General features: G+C 68.3%; 18 protein-coding genes and 1 tRNA gene. 8 read left to right on the top strand and 11 right to left on the bottom strand.

Annotated elements, in window-relative coordinates; all coding sequences use genetic code 11:
- Positions 1 to 154: 154 nt before the first annotated feature.
- The 3 genes from BM133_RS15890 to BM133_RS15880 all read left to right on the top strand — a co-directional run bounded on the left by BM133_RS15890 (position 155) and on the right by BM133_RS15880 (position 1,652).
- Positions 155 to 616 (top strand): Rrf2 family transcriptional regulator, encoded by a 462-nt coding sequence (locus BM133_RS15890; protein ID WP_093435471.1) that lies wholly within the window; start codon positions 155 to 157, stop codon positions 614 to 616.
- Entirely contained in the window at positions 606 to 1,511 is a 906-nt protein-coding gene (locus BM133_RS15885; RefSeq protein WP_093435470.1) for an NAD(P)/FAD-dependent oxidoreductase, read from the top strand. The genes BM133_RS15890 and BM133_RS15885 overlap by 11 nt, the downstream gene beginning before the upstream one ends.
- Positions 1,512 to 1,576: 65 nt before the next feature.
- Positions 1,577 to 1,652 (top strand) — tRNA-Gly (locus BM133_RS15880).
- Positions 1,653 to 1,716: 64 nt separating this feature from the next.
- Here the strand turns inward: BM133_RS15880 and fahA are convergent.
- Genes fahA through BM133_RS15845 form a run of 7 tightly spaced genes read right to left on the bottom strand, consistent with a single transcriptional unit; the run spans position 1,717 to position 7,995 of the window.
- The gene (fahA, locus tag BM133_RS15875) at positions 1,717 to 3,039 is read right to left on the bottom strand and encodes a fumarylacetoacetase (protein ID WP_093435468.1); all 1,323 of its coding nucleotides are present in this window, start codon (positions 3,037 to 3,039) and stop codon (positions 1,717 to 1,719) included.
- A gap of 19 nt (positions 3,040 to 3,058) precedes the next feature.
- Complete coding sequence (locus BM133_RS15870) at positions 3,059 to 3,865, bottom strand: cyclase family protein (RefSeq protein WP_093435467.1); 807 nt, start codon at positions 3,863 to 3,865, stop codon at positions 3,059 to 3,061.
- A gap of 49 nt (positions 3,866 to 3,914) precedes the next feature.
- Positions 3,915 to 4,706: an ABC transporter permease gene (locus tag BM133_RS15865; protein ID WP_093435465.1), complete on the bottom strand. Its 792-nt coding sequence runs from the start codon at positions 4,704 to 4,706 to the stop codon at positions 3,915 to 3,917.
- Positions 4,703 to 5,473 carry an ABC transporter permease gene (locus BM133_RS15860; protein ID WP_093435464.1) on the bottom strand — a complete coding sequence of 257 codons (771 nt, stop codon included), beginning with the start codon at positions 5,471 to 5,473 and terminating at the stop codon, positions 4,703 to 4,705. The genes BM133_RS15865 and BM133_RS15860 overlap by 4 nt, the downstream gene beginning before the upstream one ends.
- Positions 5,466 to 6,323, bottom strand: a complete 858-nt coding sequence (locus BM133_RS15855; RefSeq protein ID WP_093435462.1) for an ABC transporter ATP-binding protein — start codon at positions 6,321 to 6,323, stop codon at positions 5,466 to 5,468. The genes BM133_RS15860 and BM133_RS15855 overlap by 8 nt, the downstream gene beginning before the upstream one ends.
- Positions 6,320 to 7,267, bottom strand: coding sequence for an ABC transporter substrate-binding protein (locus BM133_RS15850; protein ID WP_093435461.1), 948 nt, complete (start codon positions 7,265 to 7,267; stop codon positions 6,320 to 6,322). The genes BM133_RS15855 and BM133_RS15850 overlap by 4 nt, the downstream gene beginning before the upstream one ends.
- On the bottom strand, positions 7,264 to 7,995 hold the full coding sequence (locus BM133_RS15845) for a TetR/AcrR family transcriptional regulator (RefSeq protein WP_093435459.1): 732 nt from the start codon (positions 7,993 to 7,995) through the stop codon (positions 7,264 to 7,266). Before BM133_RS15845 ends, BM133_RS15850 begins: the two co-directional genes overlap by 4 nt.
- Positions 7,996 to 8,095: 100 nt before the next feature.
- Between BM133_RS15845 and BM133_RS15840 the strand changes: the two genes are divergently transcribed.
- Together BM133_RS15840 and BM133_RS15835 are read left to right on the top strand one after the other, a co-directional pair.
- On the top strand, positions 8,096 to 10,099 hold the full coding sequence (locus tag BM133_RS15840; RefSeq protein ID WP_093435458.1) for an acetoacetate--CoA ligase: 2,004 nt from the start codon (positions 8,096 to 8,098) through the stop codon (positions 10,097 to 10,099).
- A 7-nt stretch (positions 10,100 to 10,106) separates the two neighbouring features.
- Positions 10,107 to 10,556 (top strand): YbaY family lipoprotein, encoded by a 450-nt coding sequence (locus BM133_RS15835; protein ID WP_256219227.1) that lies wholly within the window; start codon positions 10,107 to 10,109, stop codon positions 10,554 to 10,556.
- 16 nt (positions 10,557 to 10,572) lie between these two features.
- On the opposite strand, the gene BM133_RS15830 is transcribed toward BM133_RS15835, so the two are convergent.
- Positions 10,573 to 12,528, bottom strand: coding sequence for an adenylate/guanylate cyclase domain-containing protein (locus BM133_RS15830; RefSeq protein WP_093435455.1), 1,956 nt, complete (start codon positions 12,526 to 12,528; stop codon positions 10,573 to 10,575).
- A gap of 186 nt (positions 12,529 to 12,714) precedes the next feature.
- Positions 12,715 to 13,455, bottom strand: coding sequence for a 2OG-Fe(II) oxygenase (locus tag BM133_RS15825; protein ID WP_093435453.1), 741 nt, complete (start codon positions 13,453 to 13,455; stop codon positions 12,715 to 12,717).
- Between the two features lie 88 nt (positions 13,456 to 13,543).
- On the opposite strand from BM133_RS15825, the gene BM133_RS15820 reads away from it, so the two are divergent.
- Genes BM133_RS15820 through BM133_RS15810 form a run of 3 tightly spaced genes read left to right on the top strand, consistent with a single transcriptional unit; the run spans position 13,544 to position 15,229 of the window.
- Entirely contained in the window at positions 13,544 to 13,891 is a 348-nt protein-coding gene (locus BM133_RS15820) for a hypothetical protein (RefSeq protein WP_256219226.1), read from the top strand.
- The gene (locus BM133_RS15815) at positions 13,888 to 14,721 is read left to right on the top strand and encodes a zeta toxin family protein (RefSeq protein ID WP_256219225.1); all 834 of its coding nucleotides are present in this window, start codon (positions 13,888 to 13,890) and stop codon (positions 14,719 to 14,721) included. Before BM133_RS15820 ends, BM133_RS15815 begins: the two co-directional genes overlap by 4 nt.
- Before the next feature lie 4 nt (positions 14,722 to 14,725).
- Positions 14,726 to 15,229 carry a GFA family protein gene (locus tag BM133_RS15810; RefSeq protein WP_093435452.1) on the top strand — a complete coding sequence of 168 codons (504 nt, stop codon included), beginning with the start codon at positions 14,726 to 14,728 and terminating at the stop codon, positions 15,227 to 15,229.
- Positions 15,230 to 15,242: 13 nt separating this feature from the next.
- On the opposite strand, the gene BM133_RS15805 is transcribed toward BM133_RS15810, so the two are convergent.
- Both BM133_RS15805 and BM133_RS15800 read right to left on the bottom strand, forming a co-directional pair.
- On the bottom strand, positions 15,243 to 16,172 hold the full coding sequence (locus tag BM133_RS15805; RefSeq protein ID WP_093437023.1) for an AraC family transcriptional regulator: 930 nt from the start codon (positions 16,170 to 16,172) through the stop codon (positions 15,243 to 15,245).
- A gap of 11 nt (positions 16,173 to 16,183) precedes the next feature.
- Positions 16,184 to 17,086, bottom strand: a complete 903-nt coding sequence (locus tag BM133_RS15800; RefSeq protein WP_093435450.1) for a LysR substrate-binding domain-containing protein — start codon at positions 17,084 to 17,086, stop codon at positions 16,184 to 16,186.
- Positions 17,087 to 17,234 lie beyond the last annotated feature (148 nt).

The following is a 17,234-nucleotide window of genomic DNA, read 5'->3' as shown; positions in this document are numbered from 1 at the left end:
CGCTTGTGGGACGTGTCCGTCGTCGGAAATGAGAGGTCGTGCGTTGCGGCGCGCCTTTGGTTCGAGAGGCGTTGCATGGCACAACCCTTTCAGCTGGCAGGGTCAAAGAGACCTTCTGCCGGCATCGATGATTTCATGCAACTAATAATGTTGCATGAAACGAGACAGCAAGCTTTCCGGCGTTCTCCACGTGCTGCTGCACATGGCCGAGATGGAGGGGCCCATCACCTCCGAGTCGCTCGCGGCCGCGATGCACACCAACCCGGTCGTGGTGCGCCGGCTCATGGCGGGCCTCAGGCAGGCCGGCTTCGTGAGTTCGGCCAAGGGGCATGGCGGCGGCTGGGTGCTGTCGTGCTCGCTGTCGCGCGTGACGCTGGGCGACATCCACAACGCCGTCGGCGCGCCCGCGCTGCTGGCCATGGGCAACCGCACCGAGAGTCCCGGCTGCATCGTCGAGCAGGCCGTGAATGCGGCGCTCGACGACGCCTTCGATGCAGCCGAGGCGCTGCTGCTCAAGCGTTTCAACAGCATCACGCTGGCCGATCTGTCGAATGATTTTCATCGCCGCATGACAGGCGGCGGCTTCACCAGGAAGGACATTGAACATGCGCTATGACGCTCTTGTCGTGGGCGGCAGCTTTGCCGGCCTCTCCGCTGCCATGCAGCTCGCGCGCGCTCGCAAGAACGTGTGCGTGGTCGATGCGGGCGCACCGCGCAACCGCTTCGCCGCCGCGGCGCACGGTTTCTTCGGCCAGGACGGCGTGCCGCCGCTGAAGATGATCGCCGACGCGCGCGCCAAGCTCCTGGCCTATCCGAACGTCACCTTCATCGAAGGCCGCGTCGCGAGCGCGCAGGCCGATGGTGCGAACGGGTTCGTCGCATCGCTCGATGGCGACCGGCAACTCTCGGCCGGCAAGCTCCTGCTGGCGTTCGGCGTGCAGGACGGTTTTCCGGACGGCATCGCCGGCGTGCGCGAGCGCTGGGGCACGAGCGTGCTGCACTGTCCCTATTGCCACGGCTATGAATTCAGCGGCCGCAGGCTCGGCGTCCTGGTCGAAGCTCCGCACCCGCCGGAGCATGCGATGCTGATCGCCGAATGGGGCCCGACCACGCTCTTCCTGAACGGGAACAACACGGTGGACGACGAGGTGCGGGGCAAGCTGAAGGCGCGCGGCGTGACGATCGAGCCGGGCCGCATCGCGGCGCTGGAGGGGCCGGCGAAGGACCTGTCCGGCGTTCGCCTCGAGGACGGCCGCATCGTGCCGCTGGAGGCGCTGTTCATGGTCCCGCGCACGCGTCCCGGCAGCCCCCTCGCGGAGCAACTGGGGTGCGCGTTCGATGAGGGCCACGCCGGCCCGGTGATCCGCATCGATGCGATGAAGATGACCACCGTGCCCGGCGTCTTCGCCGCAGGCGATGCGGCCATGCAGATGCACAACGCCACGCTGGCCTCTGCCGAGGGTGTGATGGCCGGCGTATCGCTGCACCGCGCCATGCTGTTGGACGCTTGACCCCACTTTTTTCTCGGGCTCGGGAAAATCGGGCTCCGAGCCCTCTATAATTCGACCCTCGAAATGCGGGAATAGCTCAGTTGGTAGAGCGCAACCTTGCCAAGGTTGAGGTCGAGAGTTCGAGACTCTTTTCCCGCTCCACATTTCATGCAAAAGGCCACCTCACCGGTGGCCTTTTCTTTTTTGGAATGCGCCGGACGCGTATTCAGCCCTTCGCCGGCAGCACCGTTCCGCGGCTCTCGCCGAACCCGATGCGCGCATGCCCCGGCTTCTCGCACCAGCCGCGCAGCAGCACGGCGTCGCCGTCTTCCAGGAATCCGCGCTGCTCGCCATTGGCCAGCGCCACGGGGCTCTGCCCCGCACGCGTCAACTCGATGATCGCGCCGGCCTCGCCCGGCCCGGGGCCCGAGATCGTGCCGCTGCCGAACAGGTCGCCCGCATTCAGCTGGCAGCCGCCCATGGTGTGGTGCGCCACCATCTGCGCCACGCTCCAGTACTGGTGCCTGAAGCTGGTGCGCGACAGGCGCGAGGGGCCGCTCTTGTCATCGCGCGCCTTCTCGCTTTCGAGCCACACCTCCAGACTGATGTCGATCGCGCCACTGTCGCGGTTCGCCTTGCTCTCCAGGTAGTCGAGCGGTTGCGGCTCGCCGGCCGCCCGTGTCCAGGCTTGGCGGTAGGGCGCGAGCGCCTCCATCGTCACGATCCACGGCGAGATGGTGGTCGCGAAGTTCTTCGCGAGGAACGGCCCGAGCGGCGCCATCTCCCAGAACTGGATGTCGCGCGCCGACCAGTCGTTGAGCAGGCAGATGCCGAAGATGTGTTCCTCGGCGCGCTCCAGCGGAATCGGCTCGCCGGCCGCGTTGCCTTCGCCGATCCACACGCCCAGTTCGAGTTCGTAGTCCAGCCGCGCGCACGCGTGGTACGTGGGCGTCTTCGCACCAGGCGCCAGCGTCTGCCCCATCGGCCGGTGAAAGCGCTGCCCGCTCACGCCGATGGTCGAGACGCGCCCGTGGTAGGCCGTCGGGATCCAGCGGAAGTTCGGCGTCACGTCGCCTTCGGGGTTGAACAGGCGTGTGATGTTCAGCGCATGGTCGATCGATGTGTAGAAGTCGGTGTAGTCGCCGATGCGCGCAGGCACGGTGTATTCGACCTCGGACTGCGGCACGAGGCACTTGCGCACGTCGTCCACGGTCGGGGCCGGCGCGTCGCTTCGCAGCAGCGAGAAGAGCAGATGGCGCAGCGCCCGCCAGGCGGTGGGACCCATCGCGAAGAAATCATTCAACGCGGGCAGTGCCGCCACCCGCGCCGCATCGAGCGCGAGCCCGTCGGCATGCTGGCCGGCAGCCAGCGCCGCGAGGTCGAGCACCTGGTCGCCGATGGCGATGCCACCGCGAAACGGCTCGGGACTTCCGATGCGGCGGAACTCCGCATACGGCAGGTTCTGTATCGGAAAGTCGGTGCCCGCGGCGTTCGCGCTTTCGACCCAGCTGCGGGCGTCGACGTCGTGCGTGTGGTTGAGTTCGATCATGGCGGTGGCCTTCCTTCGTTCAGACCGACGCCATCAGCGCGTCGTCGAAGATCGCCACCGCACGCGTCCAGCCCGCCGAGGCGCCCCGGATCTTGTGCGGGAAGCAGCTGATGAAAAAGCCCGTCGGCGGCAGCACCTCCAGGTTGTGCAGCTTCTCGATGTGGCAGTAGCCGATGTCGCGGCCGGCCTTGTGACCTTCCCAGATCAGCGAGGCGTCCTGCGTCTGGCCGTATTTCTTCGCGGTGTGCACGAAGGGCGCGTCCCAGCTCCAGGCGTCGGTGCCCGTGAGGCGCACGCCGCGCTCCAGCAGGTACATCGTGGCTTCGTAGCCCATGCCCGCGCCGGCCGAGACGTAGTCGTTGTTGCCGTAGCGCGAACCGGCGCGCGTGTTGACCACCACGATCTCCAGCGGGCTCAGCGTGTGGCCGATGCGCTTCAGCTCGGCCGCGACGTCGGCGGCCGTGACCACGTAGCCGTCGGCGAAGTGGCGAAAGTCCAGCTTCACGCCCGGCTGGAAGCACCACTCGAGCGGCACGTCGTGGATCGCGATGGCGGGCTTCTTCTCGCCGAGCGCCTTGTCCATGGTCGAGTGGAAGTGATAGGGCGCATCCAGGTGCGTGCCGTTGTGCGTGGACAGCTGCACCAGCTCCACGGCCCAGCCCTCGCCGTCGGGGAGGTCCTCCTTCTTCAGGCCGGGAAAGAAGGGCTCGATCTGCTCGTAGGTCTGCTCGTGCGTGAAGTACTGGATCTTCGGCGCGAAGGCGGGCGGATCGGAGAGCACATCGTTCTCCAGGAAGATCGAGAGGTCGACGAATTTGCGTGGCATGGCGGGGCTCCTTGCGGGGTGTTGGTGTTGGCTTGAAGGAATCGATCGGTCAGGGTTGCTGCCAGCGCAGCAGGCGCTTCTCGGCAAAGGCCAGCAGCGCATTGCTCGCGAAACCGATGAGCCCGAGCAGCACGATGCCGGCGAAGAGATCGCTGGCGCGAAAGGCGCGCGCGGCCAGAAGAATGGCCTGGCCCAGGCCGCTCTGCGAGGCGATCATTTCGCCCACCACCGCGACGATGAGCGCAATGGTCAGCGCCAGGCGCATGCCGGCCAGGATGTCGGGCATGGCGTTGGGCAGCCCCATCTTCCAGATGTACGCCGCGCGCGACATCTGCAGGCAGCGCGCCACTTCCGCCAGGCGCGGCTCCACGGCCGCGAAGCCGTGCACCGTGGCCAGCAGCACCGGCCACATCGCGCCGAAGGCGACCACGAAGAGCACCATGCCGGGGTTCAGCCCGAAGATCGAAATGGCGAGCGGCAGCAATGCCGATGCGGGCAGCGGGCGGATGAATTCGAGCGTGGGTTGAATCCACGCGCGCACCGCGGGCGACACCCCGATGGCCGCGCCCAGCACCACGCCGAACAGCGACGCCAGCAGCCAGCCTTCGACCATGCGGCCGATCGTGGCCCGCGTGAAGGCGAGCAACTCGCCATGGCCTGAATCGCCGGAGAGATTGAGCCCTTCCAGCAGGCTCGCGAAGGTGGCCTGCGGCGTCGGCAGGAACACGCGGCTCACCCAACCCGCGTTGCTCGCGACCCACCAGAGCGCGACGAGCGCGCACAGCACGGCGAACGAGCCGAGCCAGTTCAGGCCCGAGGGCGCACGGTCGTTGCCGGTCATGGCGCGACCCCCATGTGCCGCGCGACCGCGCGCTGCAGCAGCACCATGCCCGCATTGACCGCGAAGCCCACCACGCCGATCCAGGCCAGCCACGCGAGCATCAGCGCAGGGTCCAGGCTCTGCTGCGCGATCATCATCGCGTAGCCCATGCCATTGGGGTTGGCGGCGATCTCCACCGTCACGGCCACCACCAGTGCCACCGCCACGCCCAGCCGCAGCGCGACGAACAGGCGCGGCACGATCGCCGGCAGCACGATCTTGAACGCGCGCTCGCGCGCCGAGAGGCCGAGCACGCGGCTCACTTCGAGCAGGCGCGGCTCGATCTGCTGCACCGCCGATTGCACCAGCACCAGCAAAGGCCAGAAGGTGGCGAAGGCAACGATGGCCAGTTCCATGCGCACGCCGAAGCCGAAGGCCAGCATCGCGAGCGGAATCAGCGCGACCGAGGGCACGGGCCGCAGCATCTCGATGGAGACCGAGCCCAGTTGCGCCGCGCGGCGCGAAAGACCGAGGACCAGGCCCAGCGCGATGCCCAGCACCGCCCCGATCAGCAAGCCGAGCGCCGCGGTGCCGAGCGTGAACCCGGTGGCCTGCCAGAGCGAGCCGTCGAGCGCCGCGCCGACGAAGGCCTTGGCGGCCGCGCTCGGCGGTGCGAGCCCATCGCTGCCCAACGCCGCCGCGCGGCGCGCGTACCACTCGAAGGCGCCGACGAGCACCGCGGGAAACACCCACGGCCGCAGCCAGCGAAAGAGGCGGCGTTCAGTCATGGCCCTGCTCGATGAAAGCGAACAGCTCACGCCGCAACTGCAGGTATTCCGGATGCTCCTTGGTCGTGAGCTGGTCGCGCGGGCGCGGGATCTTCACGTCGATCATCCGCGCGAGGCTCGGCCGGCCGGGGCCGGGATTGGCCTGCAGCGCGATCACGCGGTCGCCGAGGTAGATGGCTTCTTCGAGGTCGTGCGTGACGAACAGCACCGTGAGCCCGTCGTCGCGCACCAGCCGCGCGAGCTCGTCCTGCAGGCCCTGGCGCGTGAGCGCATCGAGCGCGCCGAAGGGCTCGTCCATCATCATCAGCTCGGGCTTTTGCGCGAGGCAACGCGCGATCTGCGCGCGCTGCTGCATGCCGCCCGAAAGCTGCACCGGGAATTTCTGCGCATGCTTGGCGAGGCCGACCTTGCCAAGCACATCGGCAATGCGCGGCGCGCGCTCGGCCGAAGGCACGCCAGCCGCTTCGAGCGCGAGGCTCACGTTGCCTTCCACCGTGCGCCACGGCAGCAGCGCGCGGCCGTAGTCCTGGAACACGAAAGCCACCTCGCGCGAGGGCTCGGCCATCTTCACGCCGTTGCGGCGAACCTCGCCTGCGCTCGCGGTGACGAGGCCGCTGGCCGCGCGCAGCAGCGTGGTCTTGCCGCAGCCGCTCGGGCCGACGATGCAGACGAACTCGCCGCGCGCCACATCGAACGAAGTGGGCGAAAGAATCTCGCGGCCACCCAGGCGAATGGTGACGCCGTCGAAGCGCAGGAAGGGCGTGGCATGCATCGCGGGACTCGTCGGCGAACGCGCGGCGCTCACTGAGAGCGCCGCGCGCGCGGTGACGGGGGCGGGCGAGGAAATCATCTGGCGATCAGCTTCGCAACGTCGATGTTCGTCTTGAGCATGTCCTGCTCCTTCATGAGCCGGGTCCAGTAGCCCAGCTGCGTGTCCGTGACGACCGGGCCGGGCGGCGAGACCTGCACCTTGGCCAGCACCTCGGGCGGCAGCTTGATGAACTTGCCGATGGCCGCGCGCACCTTCTCGTCGTTCTTCGCCTGCTGCATGAAGCCGCCCGATTCGACCAGCGCCTCGCGGAAGGCGCGCGCCGTCGCGGGGTTCTTCGCCACCCATTCGCGCTTGGCCGCGTGCACGATCGTCTGGTTGTTCTCGGGCAGGAAGGTCGAGTAGTACGACGCCACGTAGCCCGCGCCGCTCTCGGTGATGCGGCTCATGAACGGATCGGCCGACACCACCGCATCCACCGAGCCGCCGCGCAGCAGGTCGGCGTGCTGGGGGAACGAGGCCTCGACGAAGTTGACCTTGCGCCAGTCCACGCCGGTGTCTTTCAGCCATGCACGGAAGGTCACGTGCAGGAACGCACCGAGCCCCGGCACGCCGATCTTCTTGCCCACGCAGTCCTGCGCGCTCTTGATGCCCGAGCCCGCGCGCGCCACCAGGCCGAAGCCGGTGATCGTCTTGGAGGTGAGCCCGCCGCCGGCCACCAGCACCAGGTCGAGCCCGCCGTCCACCGCCTGCAGGAAGACAGAGGGCGTGGGCCCGCCGATCTGCAGCGAATCGGACTGCAGCGCCGCCGGGATCGTGGAGTTGAGCGGAATGAACTTGAGCTCCACGTCCAGCCCGCGTTTCTTGAAGTAGCCCTCTTCGGCCGCCACGAAGACGGAGGCGAAGTCGGTCACGGCCGTGTAGCCGAACACGATCTTCGGATGGGACTGCTGCGCGCGCGAAGGCAGCGCGGCCGCAGCCGATGCGGCCGCGAGCGCCGACAGCAGGGTGCGTCGTTTCATCATGTCTTGTGTCTCCGGGTGGGGGTTTTCTGTGTGCGCGGGATCTTGGGCCTGGGCAGCGCGGCGCGCAGGCCGCCGACGATGAAGCTCACGAGCACGGGCGCCACCGCAGGGTCGGCGCGCTTGTTCTCGCCGTGCGAGAGCCGTTCGATGCGGCTGTCGTTCAGGTGGTGCAGCAGCGCGCCGAGCGCGAACTGGTAGCCCCATGCGACCTGGCCGCGCGTGGCGTGCGGCAGCGCGACGTGCAGCGCGTCGATGTACGCGGCGGCCAGCGGGTCGAAGTAGCCGCGCAGCACGCGGTCGGCTTCCTCGGTCGCGTGGTAGAGCTCGCGCGCCACCAGCAGCGCGTAGTACTCGCCCTCGGCGCTCGCGCGAAGGGCGAGCACGGGCGCGGTGAAGGCTTCGATGATGCGCGGCAGCGTGTGCGCGTCGTCGGGGTCGTTGTCCACCTCCGCGAGAAGCGTGAGCCGCTCCTCGATGGTGTGGCTCCAGTGCTCGAAGATGGCATGGAAGAGTTCGTGCTTCGGCCCGAAGTAGTAGCCCACCAGCGCGAGCGGCACGCCGGCTTCCTCGGCGATCTGCCGGATGGTCACCGCGTGGTAGCCGTGCTGCGCGAACAGCTTCTCGGCGGCCAGCAGGATGGCCTGGCGGCGGTCGGGGCGGCCGGCTTCGGCGGTGATGGCCGCGGCCCGGGGAGGGCTGCGCCGGGCGGTCGGGGTGCGGGTGCTCATGGGGGCGTATTGAACGCCTGTACAAAAATGTTGAACACACGTACAAACCCTGAGGTCAACCCCGATTGAGCACGCCCGTTCGCAGCGCTACGCTCGGGCCATGCCTGTTCCCAACGTTCCCAACATCCCCCAGATTCGTCTTTACCAGAACTGGCTGCGCGAGCAGCGCGGCCTCTCGTTCGACACCTACGACGCGCTGTGGCGCTGGTCGGTCACCGACCTGGATGCCTTCTGGCAGAGCATCTGGGACTACGCGGACCTGCAGTCGCCCACGCCGCACACCGCGGTGCTCGCCCAGGCGCGCATGCCCGGCGCGCGCTGGTTCCCCGGCGCACAGGTCAACTACGCGCGCGAGGTGCTGCGTCATGCCGATGCGGCCCATGCGGCCGGCATGCCCGCCATCGTGAGCGACAACGAACTGGGCGAAGTGCGCGAGCTGTCGTGGCCCGAGATGCGCCGCCAGGTCGCCGCGGTCGCGCTCACGCTCAAGTCGCTCGGCGTGCAACGCGGCGACCGCGTCGCGGCCTGCATGCCCAACGTGCCCGAGACCATGGTCGCGTTTCTCGCGTGCGCCAGCATCGGCGCGATCTGGAGCGTGTGTGCGCCCGACATGGGCACCGCTGCAGTGGCCGACCGTTTCCGCCAGATCGAACCGAAGGTGCTGATCGCCGTCGACGGCGTGCACTACGGCGGCAAGCCGCTCGACCGCAGCGCCGTGCTGCAGGAACTGCGCGGCCAGTTGCCGAGCGTGAAGAAGCTGCTGCTCGTGAAGACGCCCTTTGCCCGAAGCCCCGTCGCGCACGACGTCGACTGGGCCGAAGCCACCGCGCGCAACGACGCCGAGGTCGCCGCTTTCGAACCCGAGTGGCTGCCCTTCGACCATCCGATCTGGATCGTCTATTCGAGTGGCACCACGGGCTTGCCCAAGCCCATCGTGCATGGGCAGGGCGGCATCCTCTTGACCATGCACGCCTGCGGCCTGCACAACGACGTGGGCGCGAGCTACGGCGCCAACAATTTCGGCGAGCGCTACCACTGGTACAGCTCCACCGGCTGGGTGATGTGGAACTCGCAGCTCTCGGGTATGGCCTTCGGCGCGACCATCTGCATCTACGACGGCAACCCGGCGGGCAGCAAGGAAAAGCCCGACTGGGGCGTGCTGTGGCGCTTCGTCGCGCGGCACAAGGTCACCTTCTTCGGCGCGGGCGCGGCCTACTTCACCAACTGCATGAAGGCCGGCGTCGTCGCCAAGGAATGCGGCGATCTCTCGCGTGTGCGCGCGCTCGGCAGCACCGGCTCTCCGCTGCCCGACGAGGTGCAGCGCTGGGGCTCACAGCAGATCCTCGATGCGGGCTCCAGGGATGTCTGGTGGTGCAACATCTCCGGCGGCACCGATTTTTGCGGCGCCTTCGTCGGCGGCAACCGCGAACTGCCCGAGGTGCCGGGCCAGATGCAGTGCCGCGAGCTCGGCCATGCGGTCGAGGCGTGGAACGAGCAGGGCCAGCCGGTCATCGGCGAAGTCGGCGAACTGGTCTGCACGAAAGCCATTCCGTCGATGCCGCTCTACTTCTGGGGCGACGAGGGCAACGCGCGCTACGTGTCGAGCTACTTCGACACGTACCCCGGTGTGTGGCGCCACGGCGACTGGATAAAAATCGGCGAGGACGGCGGCTGCATCATCTACGGCCGCAGCGACGCCACCATCAACCGCCAGGGTTTGCGCATGGGCACGAGCGAGATCTACAGCGCGGTCGAAGGGCTGCCCGAGGTGCTCGATTCGATGGTGGTCGATCTCGAGTACCTGGGCCGCGACAGCTACATGCCGCTCTTCGTGGTGCTGCGCCCGGGCGTGGCGCTGGACGAGGCGATGCGCGCCCGCCTCAACAACGCGATCAAGACGTCGCTGTCGCCGCGCTTCGTGCCCAACGACATCTTCCAGGTGGCCGAGATCCCGCGCACGCTCTCGGGCAAGAAGCAGGAGCTGCCGATCAAGAAGCTGCTGCTGGGCCAGCCGATCGAGAAAGTGGTGAATCGCGAGGCGATGGCAAACCCCGCAAGCCTGGATTGGTATGTGGCTTTTGCCGCGCAGCGTGCCTCCGCATAATGGCCCGATGAAAAGACGTACCAGCCTCCTGATGCTTTCCGCCGCGGCCGGCGCTTCTGTGCTGAGCGCCTGCGCCTCTTCCACACCGGCATCGAAACCCAGCGCATCGCTGCGCGTGAGCGGCACGGTCGCCTACCGCGAACGCATCGCGCTCGACCCCGCGGCCGAGGTCGTGGTGCAGCTGCTCGATGTGTCGCGCATGGACGCGCCTTCGGTCACGCTTGCCGAGCAGCGCATCAAGGCCAACGGCAGGCAACCGCCCTTCGCCTACGAGTTGCAGGTCGATGCCGCGCGCATCGATCCGCGCATGCGCTACGCGGTGTCGGCGCGCATCGTGCGCGGCGAGCAGCTGCTGTTCATCAACGACACGCAGTACCCGGTGCTCACGCAGGGCGGCGGCACGGCTGCCAACCTGGTGCTGGTGCGCGTCACGCCCTCACCACCCTCACCGCGCTGAACACGCTGAACGACGCTCAAGGCGTCATCAGCTCGTGGAGCACCATGCGCGTCTGCCGGCCGCGCAACTCCACCAGCTCCTCGATGCGTCGCGTGCGCAGCCGCCCCTTCAGGCCCGCGAAGGTGTCTTCGGACACCAGCGTCTGCGTCCCCAGCTGCTTGTTGATGCCCTCGATGCGGCTGGCCACGTTGATGACGTCGCCGAATGCCGTGTACGAGAGCCGGTCGTTCGAGCCCAGCACGCCCGCGATCACCACGCCGGTGTGGATGCCGATGCGGGTGCGGAATTCGGGCAGCCCCTTGGCGTGCCACTTCCGGTTGAGTTCGTTCATCTGCGCGTGCAGCTGCAGCGCGGCCAGGCAGGCGCGGTACTCCGCGTCCTTCATGTCCGCGGGCGCGCCCCACAGCACCATGATGCCGTCGCCGATGAACTTGTCGACCACGCCGCCGTAGCGCGCGAACACACCCGTGGCAAGGTTGAAGTATTCGGTCAGCATGCCGACCAGCACGTCGATGGGGAGGGACTCCGAGATCGAGGTGAAGCCCTCCACGTCGGTGAACATCACCGTCACGCGGCGCGACGCGCCATTGGGCGCGAGCGAATGCCCTTCGGCCACGAGCTGGTTGATCACGTCCACCGGCACGAATTTGCTGAATGCCTTGAGGCTGCGTGCCGAGTCGTCCAGCGCCTGGTCCAGGTGCTGGATCTCCAGCACGCGGCTGGGTTCGCGCGGCAGGTTGTCCAGCTCCAGGAGGCCGATGCGGCGCGCGATGCGCGAGAGGTTCTCCACCGGCGAAGTCACCAGCTTGGAGAGCTTGAGCGACATGAACAGCGCCAGCGCCAGGAACACCAGCGCCAGCAAGAGCCCCCAGAGCACCGCGCGGCGCAGGTCGCCCAGCACCATGTCTTCGGGCACCCAGCTCACCAGCTCCCAGCCGGTGGCCGGGATGAGCGAGGTCTGCACCAGGTAGCGCCTTCCGTCGAAGTCGAACGAGAAGGTCGAGTCGTTGCCGCCGCCCGCGGTGCCGTCGGCCACCATGTGCGCGTGCAGCGCGCCCAGCACGCCCGTGGGTGGCTCCAGCTTGTGCAGCACGCCCGGCTGGTCGCTGCGCGCCAGCACCTTGTTGTCGGCGCTCAGGAGCGCGCTGTTGCCATAGCCGTTGCTGCTGAAGAGCCGCACGAACTCCGACAGGCGCCCGAGCGACACGTCGCCCGCCACCACCAGCGCCTTCGGGCTGCCCTCGGTGTAGCGGCGCTCGCTCGGCAGCGCGTAGGTCACGCCCAGTTCCTGGGCCGCGGCGAACACGTAGGGCTGCGTCCATATCGGCCCCTGCATCTTGCTGGCCTGCTGGAACCAGCCGCGCCGGGTCGGGTCGTAGCTGCTGCGAAATGACTCGATGCGTTGCGTGGCAAAGCGCTGCTGCGCATCCAGTTCCGCCCCGAGGGGCCGCTTGTACTGCCAGGTCTCGGTGGTGAACGCCGCGCCGAGCGCGATGTGCCGGATCGCGGGCACCGGGTAGCGCAGCGCCATCAGCATCTGGCCGCTTTCGTTGGCCACGTACACGCTGTCCAGCTCGGGCGATTGCTGCAGCAAGGTCCAGAGCAGTTCGGCGGTGCGGTCGGCGTACTCGCCCGCGGGGCTCAGGCTCGGCGCGCTGCCGATGGCACCGACCACCGACTCGGCCTTCGCCAGGAAGGCGAGCACCTTGTCCTCGATCCGGTCGTGGTTGGCCCTGTGCGCGGAGGTGCCGATGTTCGACACCAGCCGCTGCGAGCCCCAGTAGCCGAGCGAGACCAGCAACAGCGACTGGGCCAGCGCGACGGCACTGACGATGGTGCCTACGTCGACCCTGAAATGGCGCGAGCGCCGGGGTGGGGCCTCGGGGCCGGCCGCCGGCGGCATGCGCACGCCAGTGGATTCAAACGACGGCTTTCCCGCCACATCCGGAAACCCGGACGAGTTCATGTTCATACAGCTCCCTGTCGACCATCTCGAACGCATCCGCTGCGGGTCGGCCGCGGATCGGCACCAGGGTGGCCTGCCGTTCCGATCGTTGGGTGTCGGAAATTCTGGCGGGCGCGCCTGGCGCGACAGGGATTTTGCGCGACTTCGGCGTCTTCGTGAATCAGTGCACGGTCGTTCGGGCGCCCGGAGTTGTCAGCGCGCGTCGTGGAAGATGAGGCCCACCGTGTGCCGCCGCCCCGAGCGCAAGCGGCTCACGCCGTGGCGCATGGTCACGCGGTAGGTGCCGCGCGTGCCCGCCACGGGCCGCTGGTTGACCGCGAAGATCACGGCCTCGCCCTGCGCGAGCGACATCACTTCGGCGCGCGATTGCATGCGCGGCCGCTGCTCGGTCAGCACGAACTCGCCGCCGGTGAAGTCCGCGCCCGGCCGGCTCAGGAGCACCGTGAGCTGCAACGGAAACTGCAGGTCGCCGTACAGGTCCTGGTGCAGGCAGTTGTAGTCGCCCTCGTCGTAGCGCAGCAGCAGCGGGGTGGGGCGCAGCTGGCCCGCCGCGTGGCAGCGCGCGAGGTAGTCGGCGTGGCCGGGCGGGTAATCGGCCGGCTGGCCCATCGCGCTGGCCCAGGCATTGGCCAGCGGCGCGAGGCGCTCATAGAGTGCGCTGCGCCACGCGGCGACGACCGGCGGCAGCGGGTTCGCGAAGTACTGGTACTCGCCCTGCCCGAAGCCGTGGCGCTGCATGACCACGCGGCTGCGGAAATGGCCGCTCTGGTCGTACATCGCCGCAAGCTCGGCGCATTCGTCCGGGGTGAAGAGCTGGCCGGTGGTGGCGCAGCCGCGGGTGGCGAGATCGGTCTCGATGCGGGGCCAGTCGAGCGCATCGATGCGGGAAACATGGGTGGTCATGTCCGCAGTGTCTCGCCCCGCCGCGGGCATGGCTCGCCATTTTCGGACACCGGTATGCCGTTGCGGCCTTTGGCCCGGCGGCTGGTGGGCATCGGGTGTTTTGAGCGATCATCCAGCGATGGCAAGAGAAAAAACCGTCGCACGCGAAAGCACCGCCGCGCAACTGGTCCAGGGCCGGCCGGTTGCCACGCTGGGACGCGGCATGACCTTGATCAAGACCGGCAGGACCGCCCGCCCTGCCGTGCGCCCCGAGGACAACACGACGGTGCTGCTGAAGAAGGCGGCCCGCGCGCTCAACAAGCCCGGCATCGACCGGTCGGTCGTTTTCCACGGCCCCAACGCGGCGCGGATATTCGCCTACTACGCCGACCCGCAGGACCCGACCCGGGTCGTTCGCGAAGCGGCCGACGGCACCAAGGTCATCGGCAGCCTGGTCGAGGGAAAGTTTCGCGCGAGCAAGGCGTGAGCCGACGTCCTCCGACGCTGGAAAAGCTCCTGGACCAGACGCGGGGCCCGCGCCCGGTGGCCTTTGTCCTGGCCGGCCACAACGGCGCCGGCAAATCCACGCTCTGGTACTCGCGCCTGGCCGGGTCGCTGCGCATGCCGCTCATCAACGCCGACCGGATGATGATGTCCATCCTGCCCGACGCGGACGCCAGGACCGGCCACATCCCCGCCTGGGCCCAGCAGCTGCGCGACGACGACGAGAAATGGCAGGTGCTGTCGCAGGAAGGCGTGCGCGCCTTCAAGAGCCTGGTGATGGACCAGCGCATGCCCTTCGCGTTCGAGACGGTCTTCTCGCACTGGCAGCCGCTGCCGGGCGGCGGCCATGCGTCCAAAGCCGACGACATCCGCGCGATGCAGCAGGCGGGCTACTTCGTCGTGCTGCTTTTCGTCGGGCTGGTGTCGGTGGACATGTCCGTCTTTCGCGTGAGCACGCGCAAGCAGCAGGGCGGCCACGACGTGGACCGCAAGAAGCTCGTGGCGCGATTTCCGCGCACGCAGGCTGCGGTCGGGCACGCCACGCAAATTGCGAACATGACCCTCATGTTCGACAACAGCCGCTCCGAGAAGAACGCGTTCGCGCTGGTGCGGGCACAGGCCCGCAAGAAGATCCTGTTCGACGCGCGGGACCCGCAGTTCGACGTCGATCCGGAACTGCGCGCCGTCTGCGACCCGTGGCTCGGGAAAGTCACCGGGCCTTTCAAGGCGCGCCGAAAACCACCGGTGAAATCATCGGCGAAATCACCGGCGAAAAAGGCGATGCCACCGGTCCCATCAAGCATCAGGAAGTAATCCCATGACCACCCCTGCACACACGGCCGGCCAAGGCACCGACGACTGGCAACTCCCCTGGGACGGAGGCTGCCGCTGCGGCCAGGTGCGCCTGCGCATCACGGCGCCGCCGCTGCTGTCGATGGCTTGCCATTGCACCGGCTGCCAGCGCATGAGTGCGAGCGCCTTTTCGCTGTCGCTCGCCATCCCGGCGCCGGGCTTCGAAGTGGTCGCGGGCGAGCCCGTCATCGGCGGCCTGCACGGCGATTCGCACCACTACTGCTGCCCGCATTGCAAGAGCTGGATGTTCACGCGCACCGAGGGCATGGACGAGTTCGTGAACATCCGGCCCACGATGCTCGATCGCCACGAATGGTTCGTGCCCTTCATGGAAACCTGGACCGACGAGAAGCTGCCCTGGGCCACGACGCCCGCGGTGCACAGCTTCGGCAAGCTGCCCGACTTCGCTGCGTTCCCGGCGCTGATCCAGGCCTATGCGCAGGAGGGCGCGCGGCCCGCGAAAGCCTGAGGCAGGGCGTCGCTCAGAGCGGCGCGATCGGAATGCAGATGTCGCATTCGAAGGCGCCGGTCTTCTCGTCGAAGGCCATGCCGGGCCCGTAGTACTCGAACGCGGGCCGGCTGTCGAACTGGAAGCCGCTGGCGGGCAGCCAGTCGCGCATGAGGCGCGTCCATGCATCGTTGATCTCCGCGGGCAGGCCCTGGAACTTCAGCGAGGCATAGCGTCCGCCCGGCAGCACCGTCTTCTGGAAGCCGCCATCGGGCACGAAGTCTTCGGGTACTTCCACGCAGGCGTCGTAGCGCGAGTGCTCGGGCGCGGTGATGCTCGGGTCGTCGTGGCTGATGCCGTAGCGCGCATGCGACCACAGCTGGTGTGCGCAGATCCAGGGCGCGGCCTTCGTGGCCCAGAACTCGCCCACCGGCGCGCCGAACGGGCCGGTGTAGCGCAGGTACGCAATGGTGACGGGTGCACGGGTGATCAGTTCAACGTTCATGGGTGGCTCCTGATGCGCGGGATTGCGCGGCGTGGAGCCATTCTTCGTGAAGCCGTGCAAGGCGATCTGACCAGGATTGCTATCGCGCGCCGGGTCGTCGCAGGGCAGCACCCAGTCGTGCGACGCGCGCCATGCGGTGGGCGCGCTGCCGAAGTGCGCGCGGAACGCCCGCGAGAACGCCTCGCCCGAGCCGAACCCCACCGACACCGCCGCCTGGAGCACCGACAGGCGCGGCTGCGTCGCGAGCCGCAGCGCGCCCACTTCCACGCGGCGGCGGCGGATGTAGTCGCCCAGCGTCTCGCCGGCCCAGGCCGCGAAGAGGCGATGGAAGTGGTACGCCGAGAAGTGCGCCACGTCGGCCAGCGCCGCGAGCTCGAGCGCCTCGTCCAGGTGGTCGTCGATGTGCGTCAGCACCTTGTGCATGCGCCATTCGTATTCGGAGCGGCTGTCGCGCGTCATGGCGCGCATTCTCAACGTTGGCGCGCCTCTTCGAGCAGCCAGTCGCTGAAGAACTTGAGCAGCGGCCGCTGGTCGGCCCGCTCCGGCGTCACGAGGTAGTAGTTGCGCTCGCCCGAGAGCGGCCGCGCGCAGGCCACCACCAGCTCGCCGCGCGCGAGCTCGTCGGCCACCAGCATCGTCGGCATCAGCGCAACGCCCAGGCCGTGGGAGGCGGCCGCGGCGAGGATGGAGAACAGCTCGTAGCGCGGGCCGCCGCGCGCATTGGGCGCGTCGATCTGCTGCGCATCGAACCACTGGCGCCAGCCGTCGGGCCGCGTGCTCTGCTGCAGCAGCGGCATCTTCGCGACGACCGCTGGTGCCACGGCCTTGCCGCGCGGAAGCAGGGAAGGGCTGCACACCGGCACCACGTCCTCGTGCATCAGCAGCAGCGCGCGCGTGCCGGCCCAGTTCTCCACCTGCGCGGGTGTGCCGGCGTAGAGGGCCGCATCGAACTCCGCATCTGCGAAGAGAAAAGGGCGCGTGCGCGTCTCGATGTGCACCACCACGTCGGGCTGCAGCGCGGCGAACCCTTTCAGGCGAGGCATCAGCCAGCGCGTGGCGAAGGTGGGTACGGCCGCCAGCGAGAGCGAGCCGCCTTCGCCCTGATGGGCCATGGCGTCGAGCGTGTCGCGCTCCATCGCTTCGAGCCGCTTGGTGATCTGCCGCGCATAGGCCGCGCCGCTCGCGGTGAGCGCCACGCCGTGGCGCGTGCGGCGAAAGAGGGCCACGCCGAGGAAAGCCTCCAGCGTGCCGATCTGCCGCGACACCGCGCTCTGGGTGAGCGCGAGTTCCTGCGCGGCGCGCGTGTAGCTCTCGTGGCGCGCGGCGGCGTCGAAGCACACGAGGGTTTGCAGGGGTGGGATCTTGCGGCGCATGTATGCCTCGGGTGTATGTATGGAGACTAGGCCTCGCCAATGGCGAGGCCGCTCGAACATCTTGCAAGACATTCTACAAACGCATATCTAGGTGAGGATTCATCGTTTGCGCCCGGCCCCTCGCGTGGCTAGGATCGCTCTCATCCCC

Origin of the sequence: Variovorax sp. 770b2 (assembly GCF_900115685.1) — a bacterium.
Taxonomy (GTDB): domain Bacteria; phylum Pseudomonadota; class Gammaproteobacteria; order Burkholderiales; family Burkholderiaceae_C; genus Variovorax.
The sequence above is the reverse complement of the archived record's forward strand: the minus strand, read 5'-3'. Positions and strand labels throughout refer to the sequence as shown.